General features: G+C 72.7%; 21 protein-coding genes. 10 read left to right on the plus strand and 11 right to left on the minus strand.

What is annotated here, in order from left to right:
• Positions 1 to 6: 6 nt before the first annotated feature.
• Both PSU4_RS17890 and PSU4_RS17895 read right to left on the minus strand, forming a co-directional pair.
• A complete protein-coding gene (locus tag PSU4_RS17890; protein ID WP_147109729.1) occupies positions 7 to 732 on the minus strand; it encodes an ABC transporter permease in 726 nt (241 codons plus the stop codon).
• 2 nt (positions 733 to 734) lie between these two features.
• A complete protein-coding gene (locus tag PSU4_RS17895; RefSeq protein WP_147109731.1) occupies positions 735 to 1,661 on the minus strand; it encodes an ABC transporter ATP-binding protein in 927 nt (308 codons plus the stop codon).
• A gap of 232 nt (positions 1,662 to 1,893) precedes the next feature.
• Here PSU4_RS17895 and PSU4_RS17900 point away from each other — a divergent pair, with 232 nt between their 5' ends.
• Positions 1,894 to 3,273, plus strand: coding sequence for a hemolysin family protein (locus tag PSU4_RS17900; RefSeq protein ID WP_147109733.1), 1,380 nt, complete (start codon positions 1,894 to 1,896; stop codon positions 3,271 to 3,273).
• A 73-nt stretch (positions 3,274 to 3,346) separates the two neighbouring features.
• Positions 3,347 to 4,342 (plus strand): hemolysin family protein, encoded by a 996-nt coding sequence (locus PSU4_RS17905; protein WP_147109736.1) that lies wholly within the window; start codon positions 3,347 to 3,349, stop codon positions 4,340 to 4,342.
• A gap of 100 nt (positions 4,343 to 4,442) precedes the next feature.
• Here PSU4_RS17905 and PSU4_RS17910 read toward each other — a convergent pair whose 3' ends face one another.
• Together PSU4_RS17910 and PSU4_RS17915 are read right to left on the minus strand one after the other, a co-directional pair.
• Positions 4,443 to 5,840: a glycine--tRNA ligase gene (locus PSU4_RS17910; RefSeq protein WP_147109738.1), complete on the minus strand. Its 1,398-nt coding sequence runs from the start codon at positions 5,838 to 5,840 to the stop codon at positions 4,443 to 4,445.
• 1,322 nt (positions 5,841 to 7,162) lie between these two features.
• Positions 7,163 to 8,068 carry a type IV toxin-antitoxin system AbiEi family antitoxin domain-containing protein gene (locus tag PSU4_RS17915; protein ID WP_186817028.1) on the minus strand — a complete coding sequence of 302 codons (906 nt, stop codon included), beginning with the start codon at positions 8,066 to 8,068 and terminating at the stop codon, positions 7,163 to 7,165.
• A 947-nt stretch (positions 8,069 to 9,015) separates the two neighbouring features.
• On the opposite strand from PSU4_RS17915, the gene PSU4_RS17920 reads away from it, so the two are divergent.
• Both PSU4_RS17920 and PSU4_RS17925 read left to right on the plus strand, forming a co-directional pair.
• Positions 9,016 to 9,348, plus strand: a complete 333-nt coding sequence (locus PSU4_RS17920; RefSeq protein ID WP_147109742.1) for an ArsR/SmtB family transcription factor — start codon at positions 9,016 to 9,018, stop codon at positions 9,346 to 9,348.
• The gene (locus PSU4_RS17925; protein WP_147109744.1) at positions 9,345 to 10,031 is read left to right on the plus strand and encodes an SRPBCC family protein; all 687 of its coding nucleotides are present in this window, start codon (positions 9,345 to 9,347) and stop codon (positions 10,029 to 10,031) included. The genes PSU4_RS17920 and PSU4_RS17925 overlap by 4 nt, the downstream gene beginning before the upstream one ends.
• On the opposite strand, the gene PSU4_RS32465 is transcribed toward PSU4_RS17925, so the two are convergent.
• Positions 9,965 to 10,474 (minus strand): antibiotic biosynthesis monooxygenase family protein, encoded by a 510-nt coding sequence (locus PSU4_RS32465; RefSeq protein WP_246115186.1) that lies wholly within the window; start codon positions 10,472 to 10,474, stop codon positions 9,965 to 9,967. The two genes, PSU4_RS17925 and PSU4_RS32465, sit on opposite strands and share 67 nt — an antisense overlap.
• A 63-nt stretch (positions 10,475 to 10,537) precedes the next feature.
• On the opposite strand from PSU4_RS32465, the gene PSU4_RS17935 reads away from it, so the two are divergent.
• Genes PSU4_RS17935 through PSU4_RS17950 form a run of 4 tightly spaced genes read left to right on the plus strand, consistent with a single transcriptional unit; the run spans position 10,538 to position 12,534 of the window.
• Entirely contained in the window at positions 10,538 to 10,915 is a 378-nt protein-coding gene (locus PSU4_RS17935) for an ArsR/SmtB family transcription factor (protein WP_147109746.1), read from the plus strand.
• Entirely contained in the window at positions 10,912 to 11,334 is a 423-nt protein-coding gene (locus tag PSU4_RS17940; RefSeq protein ID WP_147109748.1) for a Fur family transcriptional regulator, read from the plus strand. Before PSU4_RS17935 ends, PSU4_RS17940 begins: the two co-directional genes overlap by 4 nt.
• Positions 11,335 to 11,356: 22 nt before the next feature.
• A complete protein-coding gene (locus tag PSU4_RS17945) occupies positions 11,357 to 12,142 on the plus strand; it encodes an isoprenyl transferase (protein WP_147109750.1) in 786 nt (261 codons plus the stop codon).
• Between the two features lie 14 nt (positions 12,143 to 12,156).
• Positions 12,157 to 12,534: a hypothetical protein gene (locus PSU4_RS17950; protein ID WP_147109814.1), complete on the plus strand. Its 378-nt coding sequence runs from the start codon at positions 12,157 to 12,159 to the stop codon at positions 12,532 to 12,534.
• A gap of 220 nt (positions 12,535 to 12,754) precedes the next feature.
• Here PSU4_RS17950 and PSU4_RS17955 read toward each other — a convergent pair whose 3' ends face one another.
• Entirely contained in the window at positions 12,755 to 13,357 is a 603-nt protein-coding gene (locus tag PSU4_RS17955) for a hypothetical protein (RefSeq protein ID WP_147109752.1), read from the minus strand.
• 168 nt (positions 13,358 to 13,525) lie between these two features.
• Entirely contained in the window at positions 13,526 to 14,266 is a 741-nt protein-coding gene (gene recO, locus PSU4_RS17960; RefSeq protein WP_147109754.1) for a DNA repair protein RecO, read from the minus strand.
• Positions 14,267 to 14,377: 111 nt separating this feature from the next.
• On the opposite strand from recO, the gene PSU4_RS17965 reads away from it, so the two are divergent.
• Positions 14,378 to 15,205, plus strand: a complete 828-nt coding sequence (locus tag PSU4_RS17965; RefSeq protein ID WP_147109755.1) for a HugZ family pyridoxamine 5'-phosphate oxidase — start codon at positions 14,378 to 14,380, stop codon at positions 15,203 to 15,205.
• 42 nt (positions 15,206 to 15,247) lie between these two features.
• On the plus strand, positions 15,248 to 15,946 hold the full coding sequence (locus PSU4_RS31895) for a DUF4190 domain-containing protein (RefSeq protein WP_222596312.1): 699 nt from the start codon (positions 15,248 to 15,250) through the stop codon (positions 15,944 to 15,946).
• Between the two features lie 81 nt (positions 15,947 to 16,027).
• Here PSU4_RS31895 and era read toward each other — a convergent pair whose 3' ends face one another.
• Genes era through PSU4_RS17990 form a run of 4 tightly spaced genes read right to left on the minus strand, consistent with a single transcriptional unit; the run spans position 16,028 to position 20,040 of the window.
• The gene (gene era / locus PSU4_RS17975) at positions 16,028 to 16,957 is read right to left on the minus strand and encodes a GTPase Era (RefSeq protein WP_147109757.1); all 930 of its coding nucleotides are present in this window, start codon (positions 16,955 to 16,957) and stop codon (positions 16,028 to 16,030) included.
• A complete protein-coding gene (gene lhgD / locus PSU4_RS17980) occupies positions 16,954 to 18,198 on the minus strand; it encodes an L-2-hydroxyglutarate dehydrogenase (RefSeq protein ID WP_147109760.1) in 1,245 nt (414 codons plus the stop codon). The genes era and lhgD overlap by 4 nt, the downstream gene beginning before the upstream one ends.
• Positions 18,195 to 18,554, minus strand: coding sequence for a cytidine deaminase-like protein (locus PSU4_RS17985; RefSeq protein ID WP_147109762.1), 360 nt, complete (start codon positions 18,552 to 18,554; stop codon positions 18,195 to 18,197). The genes lhgD and PSU4_RS17985 overlap by 4 nt, the downstream gene beginning before the upstream one ends.
• Positions 18,535 to 20,040 carry a hemolysin family protein gene (locus PSU4_RS17990; RefSeq protein WP_186817029.1) on the minus strand — a complete coding sequence of 502 codons (1,506 nt, stop codon included), beginning with the start codon at positions 20,038 to 20,040 and terminating at the stop codon, positions 18,535 to 18,537. Before PSU4_RS17990 ends, PSU4_RS17985 begins: the two co-directional genes overlap by 20 nt.
• Positions 20,041 to 20,044: the final 4 nt, after the last annotated feature.

Below are 20,044 nucleotides of genomic sequence, written 5' to 3' on the forward strand. Positions count from 1 at the left end.
TCCACGCTAGACCCGCAACGCGTCGCGTCGGTACCGCACGGCCACCAGCGCACCCGCCACGACCAGCCAGACCAGCATCACCGCGACCCCCTGCAGCGGGACGCCACCGCCGGACACCTGGTCGCGGGCGACCTCGGCCAGCCAGTAGCTGGGCAGCAGGTGCGCGACGGTCACCATCGCCGCCGGCAGGACCTCGGCCGGGATCAGGACGCCACCCAGCAGGCTGAACACCAGCATCGTCACCGTCGCCATGCTCTGTGCGGAGTCCTGCGTCGCCATCGTGCCGACGAGCAGCCCGATCGCGGCGAACGGCAGCACCCCCAGCCACGCCGCCAGCAACACCCGCAACCACTCCACGAACGACAGGTCGACGTGCTTGACCAGCCCCGCCACCGCGAACGTCAGCACCAGGGCGGGCAGCGCGACGAGCATCGCCACCCCCGCCTTCACGGCGAGGTAGGCCCAGCCGGGCAGCGGGGTCAGCCGCAGCTGCCGGTTCCAGCCGACGGCCCGCTCCACCGCGACCCGCCCGCCCGTGCTGATCGCCGCCGAGATCGCACCGAACGCTGCCATGTTCAGCATGAGCACCACGGTCACCACGGCGGCGTCGGCGCCCGTCGCGTACAGACCGGAGAAGATCAGGAAATACACGACCGGGAAACCGACCGTGAAGATCAGGAACCGCGGCGAGCGGACGATCCGCCGCACCTCGGACACGAGCAGGACACCCATGGTCAGACCCTTTCCGTTTCCGTGGCGACGGCGCTCTCGGCTGTCAGAGCTACGAACGCGTCCTCCAAGCCGTGCGCGGTGACCTCGACGTCGTGCGCGTCGGGATGCGACGCGAGCAGCGCCCGCAGCGCGGCATCGGAGTCGTCGCAGGTCAACCGCGTCCGCGGGCCCACCGCGGCCACGCCCGTGACGCCCGGCAGCGCCGCGAGGGCGCCCTCGTCGGCACCCGGGACGACCGCCGACACCACCCGCCCCGACGCCAGCGCCCGCACCTGCGCCACCGACCCGTCGGCGACCACCCGGCCCGCCCGCAGCAGCACGACCCGGTCCGCGAACTCCTCCGCCTCCGCCAGGTAGTGCGTCGCGAACAACACCGTCCGGCCGTCCGCGGTGAACTCCCGCATCGACGCCCAGAACTCCCGGCGCGCCGCCACGTCCATCGCGACCGTCGGCTCGTCGAGCACCAGCAGGTCCGGGTTGCACGCCAACGCGACCGCGAACCGCACCCGCTGCTTCTGCCCACCCGACAACCGCCCGAACCGCTGCCCCGCGACGTCAGCGATCCCGGTGCGGCGCAACACCTCCGCCGGCGTCAACGGATCCGGGAACAGCGCCACCGACAGCCGCACCAGCTCGCCCGCCGTGATGTCGTCGGGGAACCCGCCCGACTGCAGCATCGCCCCCACCGACCCGCGCGACATCGCCTCCCGCGGAGACCGGCCGAACAAGGCCACCTCACCGGCGTCGGGACGGGTCAGCCCGAGCAGGGCGTCGATCGTCGTCGACTTCCCGGCGCCGTTCGGACCCAGCAAGGCCACCACCTCGCCCGGCGCGATCGTCAGGTCCAGGCCGTCGACCGCACGCACCGGGCCGTAGCTCTTCGCCAGGCCAGTGATGCGTACCGCCGCGCCGTCCGGTGTCATCCTCATGACCCGACTCTCGCGGGTGAACCCCGCGCGTTCCCGGAGCGGACGTCACGACCCCCGGATGACGGATGTCATCATCGCTTCGGGAACTCGTGCGGTGTCCTGTTCGTCCCAGCTGTGACAGCCCGCGCCGGTCCCGCCCATCCCGGCATCCGACAGACAGGACCATGGACCTTCCCCGAAGTACCGGCGGCGCCCACAGGCGTCTGCCCACGCGCTCCCCCGGCGGTCCCCGATGACCGTGCTGTCCATCCTCCTCGGCATCGTCGTCGTCGTGCTCATCACAGCCGCCACCGGCTGGTTCGTCGCCCAGGAGTTCGGCTACATGGCCGTCGACCGGGCCCGGCTGCGCTCCCGCGCCGCCACCGGCGACACCGGCGCCGAACGTGCCCTCGCCATCACCCGCCGCACCTCCTTCATGCTCTCCGGCGCCCAACTGGGCATCACCGTCACCGGGCTGCTCGTCGGTTACGTCGCCGAACCCCTCATCGGCGAAGGCATCGGCGAACTCCTCGGCGGCGTCGGCGTCCCCACCGGCGTCGGCATCATCGTCGGCACCGTGTTCGCGCTGCTCTTCGCGACCGTCGTGCAGATGGTGTTCGGCGAACTCTTCCCCAAGAACCTCGCCATCGCCCGCCCCGAACCCGTCGCCCGCGCCCTCGCCCTCTCGACGTCGATCTACCTCGCCGCCTTCGGCTGGCTCGTGCACCTGTTCGACAAAGCCGCCGAACTGCTGCTGCGGCTGCTACGCATCGAACCCGTCCACGACGTCGAACACGCCGCCACCCCGCGCGACCTCGAAGCCATCATCGACGAGTCCCGCGACAGCGGCACCCTGCCCGTCGACCTCTCCACCCTGCTCGACCGCGTCCTCGACTTCACCGACCGGCACGTCCTCGCCGCCATGATCCCGCGCCCACGCGTCACCACCGTGCAGGCCGACGCCACCGTCGCCGACCTCGTCACCACCATGGCGTCCGGCCACTCCCGGCTGCCCGTGCTGCGCGACGACCCCGACGACGTCGCCGGCGTCGTCTGCCTGCGCGACGTCCTCGCCCTCGAAGACACCGGCCGCGACCCCGCCGACGTCCGCGTCGCCGAGATCATGCGGCCCGCGCTGCTCGTCCCCGACTCGCTGCCGCTGCCCGCGGTCCTCGCGGAACTCCGCTCCGCCGGCGAGGAGTTCGCCTGCGTCCTCGACGAGTACGGCGGCCTCGCCGGCGTCGTCACCGTCGAAGACGTCGCCGAGGAGCTCGTCGGCGAGATCACCGACGAGCACGACCCCGCCGGTGTCGACGTCCCCACCGTCGGCGAAGGCGTCTGGACCGTCCCCGGCGCACTGCACGTCGACGAGGTCGAACGCCTCCTCGACCACCCCCTGCCCGAAGGGGACCACCAGACCGTCGGCGGCCTCGTCGTCTCCGCGCTGCAGCGGCTCCCCGAACCCGGCGACGACGTCGCGATCCAACTGCCCCAGCCGCCCGGGGCCGAGGAGGACGACCCCGTCGTGACCCTGCACGCCGTCGTCGAGACCGTCGAACGCCGGGTGCCGGCGTCGGTCCGGCTGCGGCTCTCCAGCACCCCCGCCCTGGGAGCCGAAGGGGACGAGCGATGAGCGAGCGCCAGCGAGCGAACCAACGACACAGCGCCCACGCGAAGCGCCGACCGAGCCCCGGCGAGGGCGAGCGATGAGCATCTGGACGATCGTCGTGTCCGTCGGGCTCATCGCCCTGTCGGCGTTCTTCGTCGCGATCGAGTTCGCGCTCGTCGCGGCCCGCCGCTACCGGCTGGAAGAGGCGGCGGAACGGTCCGCGTCCGCCCGCGCCGCCCTGCGCAGCGCCCGGGACCTGTCGCTGCTGCTCGCCGGGTCCCAGCTCGGCATCACCCTGTGCACGCTGGGGCTCGGCGCCATCGCCAAACCGGCCGTCGACAAGGCGCTCGAACCCGTCCTCACTGGCTGGGGCATGCCCTCGGCCACCGCCGGCGTACTCGCGTTCGTGCTGTCACTGGTCATCGTGACGTTCCTGCACCTCGTCGTCGGTGAGATGGCGCCCAAGTCGTGGGCCATCGCCCATCCCGAGCGCTCCGCCACGCTGCTGGCCCTGCCGATGCGCGGGTTCATGTGGCTCACCCGGCCCGTCCTCGTCGTGCTCAACGGGCTGGCCAACCGCTGCCTGCGCGCCGTGGGCGTCGACCCCGTCGACGAGGTCGGGGCCGGCCGCGACCCCGCCGACCTGCGCGAGCTCGTCACCCACTCCGCCCGCGCCGGGGCGCTCGACGAGGACCGCCGCGCCCAGATCGTCACGGCGCTCGACATCTACCGGACGCCGCTGCGCGAGCTCATGCGCACCGGCCTGTCGGGTGTGGACGCCGCCGACGACCCCGCCCGCATCCGTGCCGTCTCCCGGGAGAGCGGGCACCTGCGGCTCGTCGTCCGCGACGGCGGTCTCGACGGCGCGGTCGGGGTCGTGCACGTCCGCGACGCCCTCGCCGCGCCCCCCGGATCGACGGCCCGGACGCTCATGCGGCCGGTGCTCACCCTGTCCGGTGACGAGACCGCGCACGCCGCGCTCGGCACCATGCGGGAGAAGCGGGCGCACCTGGCGCTCGTCTCCGTCGACGGCACGGTCGGGCTGGTGACGATGCGCGACATCGTCGACAGGCTGTTCCCGGCCGCGGGCTGAGTTTCGGGGCTGCTGAGTTTCGGGGCTGCTGCGGTTCAGGGCTGCTGAGTTTCGGGGCTGCTGGGTGGGAGGCCCGCCCTCGGGTGGGCCTCCCACGCGGTCAGCAGCCGAGGAGTCGCGCCGCCAGGTAGGCCTCGACCTGGTCCAGCGCGACCCGGTCCTGCGACATCGAGTCGCGCTCCCGGATCGTCACTGCCTGGTCGGTCAGCGTGTCGAAGTCGACCGTGATGCAGAACGGCGTGCCGATCTCGTCCTGACGGCGGTAACGGCGCCCGATCGCGCCCGCGTCGTCGAACTCCACGTTCCAGCTCCTGCGCAGCGTCGCCGCCAGGTCACGCGCCTTCGGCGACAGGTCCGCGTTGCGCGACAACGGAAGCACCGCCGCCTTGACCGGTGCCAGCCGGCGGTCGAGCCGCAGCACGACCCGCTTGTCGACGCCGCCCTTCGCGTTCGGCGCGTCGTCTTCGTTGTAGGCCTCGATCAGGAACGCCATCATCGAGCGGCCCACGCCCGCCGCCGGCTCGATCACGTACGGCCGGTACCGGGTGCCCGACGCCTGGTCGTAGAACGACAGGTCGACACCCGAGTGGTTCGAGTGCGTCGTCAGGTCGAAGTCGGTCCGGTTGGCGATGCCTTCGAGCTCGCCCCACTCCTGGCCGGAGAACTGGAAGCGGTACTCGATGTCGACCGTCCGCTTCGAGTAGTGCGACAGCTTCTCCTTGGGGTGCTCGTAGTGCCGCAGGTTCTCGGCGTCGATCCCCAGGTCCGTGTACCAGCGCGTGCGCTCGTCGATCCAGTACTGGTGCAGCTCCTCGTCGGTGCCCGGCTCGACGAAGTACTCCATCTCCATCTGCTCGAACTCACGCGTCCGGAAGATGAAGTTGCCCGGCGTGATCTCGTTGCGGAAGCTCTTGCCCATCTGGCCGATGCCGAACGGGGGCTTCTTCCGCGACGTCGTCTGCACGTTCAGGAAGTTCACGAAGATGCCCTGCGCCGTCTCCGGCCGCAGGTAGGCCAGGCCCTCCTCGGTCTTCACCGGGCCGAGGTGCGTCTCCAACATCATGTTGAAGTCCTGCGGCGGCGTGTACTGGCCGCGGGTGCCGCAGTTCGGGCACGGGACATCGGACAGGTCGTCCTCCGTCGCGTTCTTGCCCGTCCGCTCGACGTACTCCTCGGCCAGCTGGTCGGCCCGGAACCGCTTGTGGCAGCTCAGGCACTCCACCAGCGGGTCGTTGAACACGCCCACGTGACCCGACGCCACCCACACCTGGCGCGGCAGGATCACCGAGCTGTCGAGACCCACCACGTCCTCACGGCCGGTGACCATGGAGCGCCACCACTGCCGCTTGATGTTCTCCTTCAGCTCCACGCCCAGGGGCCCGTAGTCCCACGCCGAGCGGGTACCGCCGTAGATCTCGCCGGAGGCGAAGACGAATCCGCGGCGCTTCGCGAGCGCGACGATGGTCTCGATCTTGGCGGAGGTCGGCTTGCTGGCCACGGCAGATATCTCCAGGAAGAGTCCCGAATAGGAAGCCAACAGCGTATCGACCGGCCCACCGCGCCCGCCCGCACCCCTTCCGCGACCCCCGCACCTCCGCTGCAGCGCGCAGTTTTCGCGGTTGGGGCCTCGCCTCCAGGGGCAGCGGCGGCCCTGGTACCTGTGCGGCGATCGGAGAAGGCGCGCAGGGAACGGGCGCAGTGCGGGTCGGCGCCTGGGGTGGCCTGAGCTGGGAGGTGGGCCGAGCCGGGTGGCGCCGGAGGCGGGCAGCGGGCAGCAGGCAGCAGGCAGCGGGCAGCGGGAGGCGGGCAGCGGGAGGCGGGCAGCGGGAGGCGGCACACGAGACCGGCACCGGGCGAGTCCGCGCGCGAATCGCCGCCGGGCGAGTCCGCGGGCGGGACGGGCGCTCCGCGAGTGGACAGGTCAGGCCACCGCCGGACCAGTCGACGCGCGAGGCCGCCGGACCAGTCCGCGCCCGGCCGCCGCGGCCGAGGTCGCCGGCGCCGGGCGGCGGCAGACGAGCTGACGCCGTCCTTTCTCCGTCCCCGCGCGGTTTCCGTCATCGCACCACGACCTGCTGCCGTGCCGAGGTGCTGCGACAGCGCGCCGAGCGCGCAACCCACGCGCTGAGCAGGGCGCCGACGGCACGGCGCGAAGCTCCAGACCTGCGGGAACACGGCCGTACGGCGGCCGGCTGCGGCCCTCGGTGCCGTCGCGGGTCGGGAGATGCGACGGATCGCGCGGCGCCCACGGGCTCAGCCGCCGATTTCTGGGGAGGCGAGCTCTCCGCTGAGCAGGCCGAGACCGACGCCCGTCCGCGGCTGCCGCGCGGGTTTCACGCCCGTCGCGAGGTTTCCGCGGTCACCCGATCTCCTGCAACCAGGCCGCTGTCCCCCGAAGCTGCGCGCCCATCGAGAAGCCCGCGCGCTGAGTGGAACGTCGCGAGCGGGTCCGGAACAGCTACTGATGCGAGGCCGCGCCCAGCCGCTCAGGCAGAGACGGTCCGAAGCCACCGGTCTGCGTCCTCGTCATCGCGCAGTCACCGGGCCATCGCGTGCCGTCCACCGTCGCACGACTACCTGCAGCCGTGCGACTGCTCGCCATAGCCGCACGATGATCGCGAAATCCGCGCGCCGGGCGGGACGCGGCGGGCGGAATGTCAGCGCCTTGGGCGAGGTCGGGGCGGTCGCGGTCGCGGACCAGCTGCGCGGATCAGTGCCGCCCCGACGGCCGCGGGCGCACGTCCCGGCTCGCGCCGGTTCCTCACGGCAGGACGCTGTCCGTGAGTGCTGGTAGGCCCGTGCACCTGCCGGCCGAGGCAATCAGGGCGCCGCGAACACCGACCTCAGGCGTCCCACGACGGGGCCGAAGTCCGAGAGGTCGGCCCACGTCCAGCGGACCACCCGCAGGCCCACGGCACGCAGGGCGTCCTCGCGGCGCTTCTCCGCCCAGACCACGTCGGCGGCGTCGTCCTGCGAGTCGCGCGTGTACTTCGTCCGGCCGTCGAACTCGCCGATCGTGCGCAAAGCCGGCCATCCGAAGTCGACGCGCCCGATGAATCGACCGCCGCCGCGGACTTCCCACTGCAGTTCCGGTGTCGGCAGACCGTACCGGCGGAGGGCCACGCGGCTGCGCGACTCGCCGACGCTCTCGGCGCGACCGTCGGCGAACGCGACCACCCTGCCCGCTGCGGTGGCACCGGCACGATGCCGCGCCCGCTCCCGCGCGTGGGCGAGGGACGCGGGTGCGACGAGCCCGGCGCGAAGCGCGGCGTCGGCAATCGCGACGGCCTGCTCGAACGGCTCCGTGCGGGCGACGTCCACGACCGTGCGCGCCACGGACGTGACGCGACAGCCGTCGAGCAGGTCGACCTCGTCCTCGGCGAGGCCGGTGCCGTGCAGGTGCAGCGTCGTGGTGCGACGGACCGACCCCGGCGAGATGCGCGTCAGGTGGACGCGGTCCAGCGGGACGCCCCACGTCGGCACCCCGTGCAGCACCGCGGCGGAGACGTGGCTCGCCACGACCGGGACCCGGAGCCGTTCGAGGGCTGCCCGGACCTCCAGCGCGTGCCACGCGGCCGGCTCGATCCCCTCGGCCGACGCCGCCGGCAGGTAGGCACCGCGCGCGACCCGCACGATGTCGCCCCGGGCACACCACCGGGCAAGCTCGTTGTCCGACACCCCGGCGGCCAGCAGGGCGGGTCTGTTGGTGAGTCCGTACACGTCCACACCGCGACCGTGCCGTGCGGAGCGGGCTCCGACCAGCCCGATGCCCCGACCTGTGGACAACTCGGTGCGACGTGGACAACCGGCCCGCACCCGCTGCGCCGCGCCGGTTTCTCCCTCGCCGCGCTGCCTGCAGCACGAGCGCTGACGACGCACACCAGGTACCGACCGCACACGCCACGCGGCGACTGGTTGATCCGCGAGCTCGCAGCGACACCACGCGAGCGGCGCAGACGTCAACGCATCTCGCGCCGCCGCGCGCCCTCTCCGGACGGCCCGCTCTCCTCCATCGACGCCTTGGCTGCGGCGCGAGCGCTGCCGTCAGCCGCCAGGTGGCGACACGAAGGGCCCGCGGCAACGTCGTCCTCGCCGCCTCAACGCAGGCGCGGTGCGGACAAGCCCCCGCACGTCCCGCCCTGTTCGCGCGCAGGTTCCTGCAACGCCGCCGCTCCTGCAGCCTGGGCTCTGACGCAGGAAAGCACGTGCAGACCCCAGAGTCCGCACGATGACAGCACACGCTGCAGGCCGACCTCGACAGCTGCTCGACATGGTGTGGAACTCCGCACCAACGCGCACCGAGCGCTTTCGCCTGCCAACCTGCCGCTCGGGTGCACGACGAGCCCCGGAGCTGCACGCACGCACCGCCAGCACCTCGCGCACCACGCGTCCTGTCCGGTCGGCGCGCCGTTTTCTCCACCACCGCCGGCCCTGCAGCACGCGTGCAGTTCCCGAGAACCGCGCGACGGCTTCGGAAATCGCGCGCCGGTCTGTGCATGCAGCCGCTGGCGGGCGGACCGGCGGCCCGCCCGAGCCGGCTGCAACCGCTCGCCGACCGCAGAACGAGTGGCGCATCGTCGGGGAGCATTCTCGGGAACGTCGCTGCCGAGGTGCCTCACGAGCTTCATAATCGTCGCTCGCTTATATAAGCCACGCCTGTTAGAGTCGGCGTCGTGCACGCGTTCGACATCCTCGGCGACCCGGTCCGGCGGCGCATCCTCGAGCTCATCGCCGACGGCGAGCTGAGCGCCGGGGAGGTGACGGCGACGGTCCGGGAAGAGTTCGGCATCTCGCAGCCCGCGGTGTCCCAGCATCTGAAGGTGTTGCGGGAGAACGGGTTCGCCACAGTGCGAGCCGTCGGCACCCGGCGGCTGTACGCCGTGCGGCCCGATGCGCTGCAGGAGGTCGACGTGTGGCTCGACCGGTTCCGCCGGTTCTGGACCCCCCATCTCGACGCGCTGGCGACGGAGATCGCCCGCGGCAAACGTGAACGGAGGCAGCGATGAGCGACGCGACGGACGTGCGGCACGAGGTGAGCGCGGTGCGGCGTGAGGTCGGCGGGCGGAGGTTGAAGGCGGGTGAAGCACGGGTCGTCACGATCAGCCGCGTCTACCCGACGACACCCGAGGACCTGTGGGACGCCTGCACCAGCATCGAGCGGATTCCGCGGTGGTTCCTGCCGGTCAGCGGCGAGCTGAAGGTCGGCGGCAGCTACCAGTTGGAGGGCAACGCCAACGGCACGATCGAGCGCTGCGACGCCCCTCGGGAGTTCGCGGCGACGTGGGAGTACGGCGGCGAGGTGAGCTGGATCGAGGTCGCCGTCGGCGCGGAGGGCGAGCACGCCCGGCTGACGATCGACCACATCGCGCACGTCGACGACGAGCGGTGGGCGATGTTCGGGCCGGGCGCGGTGGGGCTGGGTTGGGACCTGGGGTTGCACGGGCTGGCGCAGCACCTGGTGTCGGGCGCGAGCGTCGACCCGCAGCTGGCGGAGGCGTGGTCGGCATCGCCGGAGGGGGTGGCGTTCCTGACGGCGGCGAGCGACGACTGGTGCCGCCCGTCGGTGGCGGCGGGGACGCCGGAGGCCGAGGCCCGTCCGGCGGCGGACCGGACGACGGCGTTCTACACGGGCTCCGAACCGCCGGCGGCGGACCGAGACGCGGGCGTCGAACCCCCGGCAGCCGGCTGAGACACAGACGCCGAACCCCCGACAGCGCGCCGAGACCCGAGTGCCGAATCCTCGGCAGCCGGCTGAGACACAGACGCTGAACCCCCCGCAGCGGGCCGGGACGCGGAGTCGGGAGACACGGCGAGCAGGCTCTCGTGCGCGGTGACCGCTCCGCCGGCGCCGGAGGCGAGGGTCTCGAAGGTGGCGGGTTCGTCGGCGAGGGCCTCGGCGAGCAGCGGGACGACGTGCTCGCGCACCGGGAAGGGCGAGAGGGCGCGTCGGTAGGCGTCGACGGAGGTGAACCGCACCTGCAGCACCCAACGTCCGGGCTCCTCGATGGCGCGGCCGAGCTCGCCGCCGAGGCAGCCGGGGGTGGCGGTGAGCAGCTCCAGGGCGTGCCGGGCGCGGGTGAGGAAGGCGTCGGTGTCGGGGGCGGGGACGTCGTATCGGCACACGAGCAGCACGAGGTGCGAATCTAGTCCTGTGCGGACGCCTAACATGGGCGGTACGTGACAGGACGGGGAACCATGTCGATCACCACCGGCTCGGCGGAGGGCGCCGAGGAGCGCGTCGACCACGACGAGCGGACGTGTATCGCGCCGGCGCCGGTCCGCACCCCGGACACGCTGGCGGCGGCGGGTGACCTGCTGCGTGCGCTGGCGGCGCCGGTGCGGATCGCGATCGTGCTGCAGCTGCTGGAGTCGCCGCGCTGCGTGCACGACCTGGTGGATGCGCTGGCCGTCACGCAGCCGTTGATCAGCCAGCACCTGCGGGTGCTGAAGGCGGCCGGGGTGGTGCACGGGCACCGGCACGGCCGGGAGGTCGTGTACTCGCTGGTCGACGACCATCTGGCGCACATCGTCGTCGACGCCGTGGCGCACGTCGAGGAAGAGGCGCACGCGTGACCGATCCTCGTCCCGCGGTGCGGCCGCGGGCCACCCGGCAGCGTGCCGCGGTGTCGGCGTTGCTCGACGAGCTCGACGACTTCCGGTCGGCCCAGGAGATCCACGAGGCGCTGCGGCGTTCGGGCGAGGGTATCGGGTTGACGACGGTGTACCGCACGTTGCAGACGTTGGCCGACAACGGCGAGGTCGACGCGCTGCGCATGGGTGCGGGCGAGGCCGTCTACCGGCGCTGCGACACGGGTGAGCACCACCATCACCTGGTGTGCCGGCTGTGCGGGACGGCCGTGGAGATCGACGGGCCCGACGTGGAGCGGTGGGCGGAGAAGCTGGCGGCGGAGCATGGTTTCACCGAGGTGAGCCACACCGTCGAGATCTTCGGGGTGTGCCGGGCTTGCTCGGAGGGCTCCGGACGGTCCTGATCGGGAAAGTAGGGTGCACGTCGTGCCCTTCCAGCCTCCCGCCCCGCACTCGTCGGGGGCCCGGCCGCCCGCGATCCCGCGCGAGCTGGTGCCCAACCACGTCGCGCTGGTGATGGACGGCAACGGGCGCTGGGCGAACGCGCGCGGGTTGCCGCGGATCGAGGGGCACCGCCGGGGCGAGGCGTCGTTGATGGACGTTGCCCGCGGCTGCATCGACATCGGCGTGAAGTGGTTGTCGGCGTACGCGTTCTCGACGGAGAACTGGAAGCGCTCCCCCGACGAGGTGCGGTTCCTGATGGGCTTCAACCGGGACGTGATCCGCCGCCGGGTCGACGAGATGCACTCCATGGGTGTGCGGGTGCGGTGGGCGGGGCGCCGTCCACGGTTGTGGCGCAGCGTGATCCGCGAGCTGGAGGTCGCGGAGGAGAAGACGCGGGCCAACGACGTCCTGACGTTGACGATGTGCGTGAACTACGGCGGTCGTGCGGAGATCGCCGACGCGGTGCGCCAGATCGCGGAGCTCGTCGCCGAGGGGAAGCTCAAGCCGGGCAAGATCGACGAGCGTACGATCGCGCGCTACCTCGACGAGCCCGACATGCCGGACGTCGATCTGTTCGTGCGCAGCTCGGGCGAGCAGCGGACGTCGAACTTCCTGTTGTGGCAGTCGGCGTACGCGGAGATGGTCTTCCTCGACACGCTGTTCCCGGACTTCGACCGTCGCCACATCTGGGAGGCGATCGAGATCTATGCGCGCCGCGACCGCCGGTTCGGGGGCGCGGTCGACCAGGCGGAGGGGACGGGATCGTGAGTGACGTCGGGGCGATGCTCGAGCTGGCGCGGACGGCGCTGGAGCGGTTCCACGACGTGCAGGTCGACGACGACGGCGCGGTGACGTTCGTGCACGGCGCGGTGCCGTGCGTGGTGCAGGGGCTGGAGTTGGAGGAGGGCCTGCCGGTCCTGAACGTCACGTGCGTGGTGGCGTGGGACCTGCCCATCGAGGTGGACGTGCCGACGCGGGTGGCGTTGGGCGCGGGCGAGGGCCTGTTCGGCACGCCGCGCGTCGTGCGCGGGGACAACGGCTGGGACGTGACGTTGCGCTACGCGTTCCCCGTGGCAGGGCTGGCGGAGAAGCCGTTGGGGACCTTGCTGATGTTGGTGGCGGGAAACGCGTCTGCGCTGCGCGCGGAGCTGGTGGACTGACCTCGGGCCGCGGCGGTGTGGTCGCCTGCCGACCCGCATCCCCGGGGCTGCGTGAGATTCGGGAACTGCGCCACCGTGTCCGTGCCGACGACTCACCGACGGCCGGCGAGCCGCGCCGCGACGTCGACGTGTCCGGCCTGCTGGGTGCGGGGCGCTGACCGTCGAGCACGGTCGGGCCCGGGACGGCGCAGGGAGCCGCCCCGGGCCCGGTCTGTGGGGGTCAGCCGTTGCCGATGTGCACCAGCGGCAGCGACGACAGCTGCGCGGGGTTCATCGCCGATGCGGCGGTGAGCACCTTCTGCTGCGCCTCCTGCATGCGGGCGTCGACGAGCCCGGACAGGCCGTAGGCGATGCGGCCGAGCTGGCGGACGGCGGTGTCGTCGGGGCTCGGCTGGGTCGCGGACACGACGGCGACACCGGTGGGGGCGCCGGAGTTGTTCTGCGCGACGCCGACGGTGAAGGTCTCGCGCGGGTTGGTGTGCCGCGACGCGTAGTGGTCGCGCAGCTTCTTGACCAGCCCGTGGAACTCGCGGACCTGGCCCTCCATCTTGAGCTCGTCGATGTCGGCGTCGGTGAGGACTTCGGTGCGTCCGGAGAAGCAGCGGACGTAGGCGACGAGCGCGCCCGTCCAGAGGGCTTCGACGACGACGGGGTCGGGGCCCTTCGCCAGGTTGGAGACCAGGTGCTCGCAGCATTGGAGGACGTACTGGAGGTCCTCGAAGACGGCGGCGAGGCGGGTCAGCTCGGCCGACTCCGGGCTGTCCATGCGCCGGACGGACGCCGGAGCCTCCTCGGTCTCGGTCGTCCCGTTCGTGTCGGCCACGTCGCCCCCTGCTGATCGTGCGCGGTACTGCGTGAGGCCGCAGGCTAACCCCGGATCGGGCCGCCGCCGATCTCGATATGAGACGCCGATCACGAGCCCGTCGCGCGAGCACGCGGCCCGGGGTCGTGAGTGGCGATAGTCGCTATAGCGACTATCGCCGCTCACAGGTCACAGGGGGGCGCGGCGCTCCACGAGGGGCAGGGAGCGCAGCTGGCGTTCGAGGTGCCACTGCAGATGGGCGGCGACCAGACCGGAGGTGTCGCGCCGGACGGCGGGGGCGGCGGCGTCGGCGAGGTCCCAGTCGCCGTGCAGCAGGGCGTCGAGCAGCGAGAACGTCTCCGGCGACGGCAGCGCCGACCCCGGCGGGCGGCACACCTCGCACACCGCTCCCCCACCGGCGACGCTGAAGGCGCGGTGCGGGCCCGGTTCGGCGCACTTGGCGCACTCGGTGATCGCGGGCGCCCACCCGGCGTGGCTCATGGCACGCAACAGGAACGCGTCGAGCACCAGGGAGGGGTCGCGGTCGCGGCCCGCCATGGCCCGGATGGCGCCGACGAGCAGGAGGTAGACGCGCATCGTCGGCTCGCCCTCCTCGGCGACGAGCCGGTCGGCGGTCTCCAGGATCGCGCAGCCCGCCGTGTAGCGGGGGTAGTCGCCGACGATTCCGGCGCCGAACGCGTCGACGGTCTGGGCCTGGGTGATGACGTCGAGGCTGCGGCCGGTGTAGCACTGCACGTCGACATGGTTGAAGGGCTCGAGCCGGGCCCCCCACCGCGACCGGGTGCGCCGCACCCCCTTGGCGACGGCGCGCACCTTCCCGTGCTTGCGCGTCAGCAGCGTGACGATGCGGTCGGCCTCGCCGAGCTTCTGCACGCGCAGCACCACACCGGTGTCGCGGTACAGGCTCACCGCACGAGACTACGACGCCGCCGGCCACGCGGTGACGCGGCGCGCGACCACTTGACACCCCCGCGCCGGAGACGGTGAGGTCAGGCTCACCAACGTGAAGGGGGACCGGCCGTGTCGGAGCAGCCGTCCGGGTACCGGGACCACGCGGTCCCGCAGGAGGCGCGCGACGCCACCAGGCGCACGCTGGACGCGACGATCGGGCTCGTCGGTGAGCCCAGCGACGCCGAGCGGTCGCGCACCCTGTTCGCGGAGACGCACACCGCGACCCTGTCGACGATCGGGGTCGACCCGGCCGGGGTGCCGTTCGGGTCGTTGGTCGCGCACGCGGTCGACGACGCGGGCCGGCCGATCCTGTGCCTGTCCGACCTGGCCGAACACACCCGCAACCTGGCAGCGGACCGGCGGGCGTCGGTGCTGGTCGTCGAGACCGGTGAGGGCGATCCGCTGGCGCTGGGCCGGGCGACGGTGATGGGCGAGATGGTCGTCCTGGTCGGCGACGAGCGTGCGACGGCATTGGAGCGCTACCGCGAGGCCCACCCCGGCGCGTTCTACGCCGACTTCGCCGACTTCCGCATCCACCGCCTCGAGGTGGCGGCGGTGCGCTACGTCGGCGGGTTCGGGCGGATGAGCTGGGTCGACGCCTCCGGGTACGCGCAGGCCGAGCCGGACCCGCTGCGCCCGCACCGCGCGGGGATCGTCGACCACATGAACGACGACCACGCCGACTCGCTGCTCGCGTTCTGCCGCGAGCTCGGCGACCGGCCGGACACGGTGACGGCGCGGATGGTCGACGTCGACCGCTACGGCTTCTCGGTGCTGGCTTCCGACGGGCCGGAGTCCGGGGAGAGGGCGGTCCGCTTCGTGTTCGACGAGCCCGCCGACACCCCGCTCGCGGTGCGTGCGGCGATGGTGGAACTGGTGCGCCGCATCCGGAGCTGACCCCGCTACCCTCGGGGATCCAGGCCCACCCCGAGGAGAGCGATGTCGCAGGACCCGAACCAGTCCGGGAACGACCCCACCTCCTCGTCGTACGGCGGGTCGGGCTCGTCGTCGGACCCCACGGCGAGCCCGTGGGGCTCCTCGTCGGGTGGCGACGAGGGGACGGTCAGCTTCCAGAAGAACTCCGGTGAGCCCGGCCCGACACCCGACGCCGAACAGCAGGCCGCCGCGCAGCCGGGGTGGGACCAGGCGCAGCAGCCCTACGGCGCGGACCCGTACGGCGGTTACGGCGCCCAGCCCGGGTACGGCGCCGCGCAGCCCGGGTACGGCGCGCCGCAGCCGGGCGGCTGGGACCCCAACGCGTACCCGCCGCCGGGCGGGTGGGACGCCAACGCCTACCCGCCGCCGGGCGGCTACGGTGCCCCGGGCTACCCCGACCCGTCGCAGCCCCAGCCCTACGGCGCCTACGGCGCGTATCAGCCGCCGCCCGCGTACCCGGTCGCGGCGCCGACCAACACGATGGCGATCCTGTCGCTGATCTTCGCGTTCGTGTTCGCCCCGCTCGGCCTGGTGTTCGGGTTCGTGGCGCGCGGCCAGATCAAGACGAGCGGCGAGTCCGGCGACGGTCTCGCGCTGGCCGGGATCATCATCAGCGGCGTCTTCGTCGCGCTGTTCGTGCTGTTCTTCATCTTCTTCATCGCCCTCGCAGGCGCGGTGTCGACGTCGTACCCGTACCGCTAGGCGGCGTTTCAGAGCGAACGAACGGCACAGTCGCGCAATTCAGTTGCGCGACTGTGCCGTTCGTTCGGAGAGGGACGCGCCTCAGAAGCCCAGCTTGCGCAGCTGGCGCGGGTCGCGCTGCCAGTCCTTCGCGACGGTGACGTGCAGGTCGAGGAAGACCTTCACCCCGAGTAACGCCTCGATCTGGCGACGGGCCGCGGTGCCGACCTGACGCAGCCGCTCTCCCCCGCGCCCGATGACGATGCCCTTCTGGCTCTGCCGCTCGACGTAGATCGTGGCGTGCACGTCGAGCATCGGGTTGTTCTTCGGCCGGTCCTCGCGCTCGATCATCTCCTGCACGACGACGGCGATGGAGTGCGGCAGCTCGTCGCGCACCCCTTCGAGGGCGGCCTCACGGACGAGCTCGGCGACGAGGATCTCCTCGGGCTCGTCGGTGAGCTCGCCGTCGGGGTAGAGCGGCGGGCCTTCGGGCAGCCGGGCGACGAGGAGGTCCGACAGCAGGTCGACCTGGAAGCCCTTCGTCGCCGAGACCGGGACGAGCTCGGCGAAACCGATCTCCAAGGCGGTCAGCTCGGTGAGCCGGGCCGCGATCTGCTCGGGCTGCGCGCGGTCGGTCTTGGTGACGATCCCGATCACCGGGGTCCGGCCGGCGACGGCCTTCATTTCCCCGGCGATGAACTCGTCCCCGCGGCCGACGGGCACGTCGGCGGGCACGCAGAAGCCGATGACGTCGACCTCGGCCCAGGTCTCGCGGACGAGGTCGTTGAGCCGCGACCCCAGCAGGGTGCGTGGCTTGTGCAGACCGGGGGTGTCGACGACGACGAGCTGCGCGTCGGGCCGGTGCACGATGCCGCGGATCGCGTGCCGGGTGGTCTGCGGCTTGCTCGACGTGATCGCGATCTTCTGCCCGAGCAGGGCGTTGGTCAGTGTCGACTTGCCCGCGTTGGGCCGGCCGACGAAGCACGCGAACCCGGAGCGGTGGTCGTCGGGCCAGTCACCGAAGCCCGTCATGAGAGGGGCCCCAGCTTCTCGCCCGTCAGCCGCTCCAGGATCTCGCGGCCGATCGGCAGCGCCGCGGTCGCCGCGGGCGAGGGCGCGTTGAGGACGTGCAGGATCGCGCCGTCGCCGCTGCCCTGCTCGACGAACAGGAAGTCGTCGACGAGCGAGCCGTCGGGGCGCACGGCCTGCGCGCGGACGCCGGCGCCGGCCGGTGACAGGTCCTCGACACGCACCTCGGGCAGCATCCGCTGGATCCTGCGGACCATCGCCTTCGGCGACAGCGACCGGCGCACCTCGCCGAGCCCGTAGCGCCAGTGCTTGCGCGCCAACACGATCGTGCCGCTGTAGGCGAGCGAGCCGAGCAGCTCCTTGGGCTTGACCGCGCCCCACGAGTAGCCCTCGCGGGCCAGCGCCAGCACGGCGTTGGGGCCGGCGTGGACGTGACCGTCGATGCCGCGGGTGGCGTGCACGCCCAGGAACGGGAACGCCGGGTCGGGCACCGGGTAGATCAGGCCCTTGACCAGCTCGGCGGCCGACTCGGAGAAGCCCGCGTACTCGCCGCGGAACGGCACGATCCGCACGCCCGGGTCGGCACCCGCGGCGCGCGCGAGCTCGTCGGAGCGCAGCCCGCCGCAGACCACGACCTGGCGGCCGAGGACGTCGCCGGTGTCGGTGCGGACGACGACGTCGGCGCGACGGCGCGCGATCCCGGTGACGGCGCGGCCGGTGTGGACCTCGCCGCCCTCCTTCACCACGAGCACCCCTAGCGTCTCGGCGATCCGCCCGTAGTCGCAGACGCCCGTCGACGGCACGTACAGCGCCGCGATGCCGCGCACGTGCGGCTCGTGGACGCGCATGCCCTCGGCGTCGAGCTCGTGGGCCTCGACGCCGTTGGCCTTGCCGCGCCGGGCCAGCTCCGCCATCCGCGGCAGCTCCTCGGGCCCGGTGGCGACGACGAGCTTGCCGGTCACCCGGTGCGGCAGGTCGTGCGCGCGGCAGAAGGCGACCGTCTCCGCGCAGCCCGCCACGGCGAGCCGGGCCTTCGCCCCGCCGGGCGCGTAGTACAGCCCGGAGTGGATCACGTTGGAGTTGTTACCGGTCTGGTGGGCCGCGAGGCGGTGCTCGCGCTCCAGCACGACGACCGAACGGCCGGTGCGGGCCACGGCGTGCGCTGTGGCCAACCCGACGATGCCGCCACCGACGACCACGACGTCGGCGCGCGGCGTCGGCGGCAGCGCCGCGGGTGCGGTCACGCCGACTCCCCCGCCGCGTCGGGCGGGTGCACGCGCACGACGGTGCCCGACGTGTCGGCCAGGATCACCGGCGCCTTCGGGGCGAGGTCGCGGACAGCGGCGACCGACGCGTCGTCGATACTGCCCTCGGTGCTGACGACGGCCGCCGCCTCCAGGCCGGGAGCCCCGCTGGACACGGCCGCGGCGACCGCCGCCTGCAGGGCCGTGAGCTGCAGCGACGGCAACGCGACGCTCGCCGCGGCATAGGTACGTCCGTCGGTGTCGCGGACGGCGGCGCCCTCGGCGGCCCCCGTACGCGCCCGCGACGAACGGGCCAGCGTGACGATCTTGGCGTCCTCAGGGTCGAGGTCGGACATCGGTTCCTTCCCGACGGTCGGCGAGCCCGCCCGTCCCGTTGCCTGTGTCGTGGGGTGCCGCGGCGAGAGCGGCGGGGTCGCCCGCCCGGCCGTTGGCCGCCGCGGAGTCGTGCAGGTCGAGTGGGGAGCCGTCGACGGCGCGGTCCTCCCGTGGGGTGTGCAGCACCAGCGGCAGGTCGGCGTCGTCGTCGACCGGGCTGACCAGCACCGTCGTGATCCGGATGCGGCCGCGGGCGTCCTTGCCGCCCTCGGCGAGCAGGTGCAGGCCCGCCACCTCCGTCTGCGCGCCCGGCAGCGGCACCTTCCCCAGAAGCTGCGCGAGCAGCCCGCCGACGGTGTCGACGTCGGCCGCCTCCAGTGCCTCGTCGAGCGGGGAGTTGCCGTCGTCGTCGGGGGTGGTGGCGAACAGCTCGCCGAAATCCTCGACCGGCAGCCGGGCCGCCACCCGCACCCGGCGCGCGTCGAGCTCCTGCACCGGTGGGACCTCGTCGGCGTCGTACTCGTCGGTGATCTCCCCGACGATCTCCTCGAGGATGTCCTCGATGGTGACGACGCCCGCCGTCCCCCCGTACTCGTCGACGACGATCGCCATGTGGTTGCGGCTGCGCTGCATCTCCTTGAGCAGCTCGTCGACCCGCTTCGAGTCGGGCACGTACACCGCGGTGCGCATGACCTCGACCAGCTCGGCCGGCGCGTCGGCACCCGCGTGCTGGGCGGCGACCAGGTCCTTCAGGTAGGCGACGCCCACGACGTCGTCGATCCCGTCGCCCAGCACCGGCACGCGCGAGTAGCCGCTCCGCAGCGCCAGCCGGACCACCTTGTCGATCGGGGTGTCCCGCTCGGTCCACACCACGTCCGGACGCGGGACCATGACCTCGCGGACCATGGTGTCGCCCAGCTCGAACACGGAGTGGATCATCTGGCGCTCGTCCTCGTCGACGACGCCACGGGTGCTGGCCATGTCGACCAGCTCGCGCAGCTCCACCTCCGACGAGAACGGGCCCTCCCGGAAACCGGGGCCCGGGGTGATCGCGTTGCCGACCAGGATGAGCAGCTTCGCCAGCGGCGACAGCAACGTCGCCAGGACCCGGATCGGGACGGCCACGATCATGCCCACCCGGTACGGGTGCTGGCGGCCCAGTGTGCGGGGACCGACACCGATCAGCACGTAGCTGACGACGACCATGATCACCGCCGCCACCAGCACACCCACCCACGGCGTGCCGAACACGCGGGCCAGCGCCACCGACAGCAGCACCGTCGCCGCGGTCTCGCAGATCAGCCGCAGCAACAGCAGCAGGTTGACGTGGCGCGGCCGGTCGGCCACCACCCGCGACAGCGCCTTCGCACCCGGCCGGCCCGCCCGCACCAGCGCCTCCACCCGGGCACGGGACACCGACCCGAGCGCGGCGTCGGCGGCGGCGAACACACCGGCCAGCGGCACGAGCAGCACGACGACGACGATCATCACGACGGTGCCGCTCACGGTC

Source organism: Pseudonocardia sulfidoxydans NBRC 16205 (assembly GCF_007989085.1).
Taxonomy (GTDB): domain Bacteria; phylum Actinomycetota; class Actinomycetes; order Mycobacteriales; family Pseudonocardiaceae; genus Pseudonocardia; species Pseudonocardia sulfidoxydans.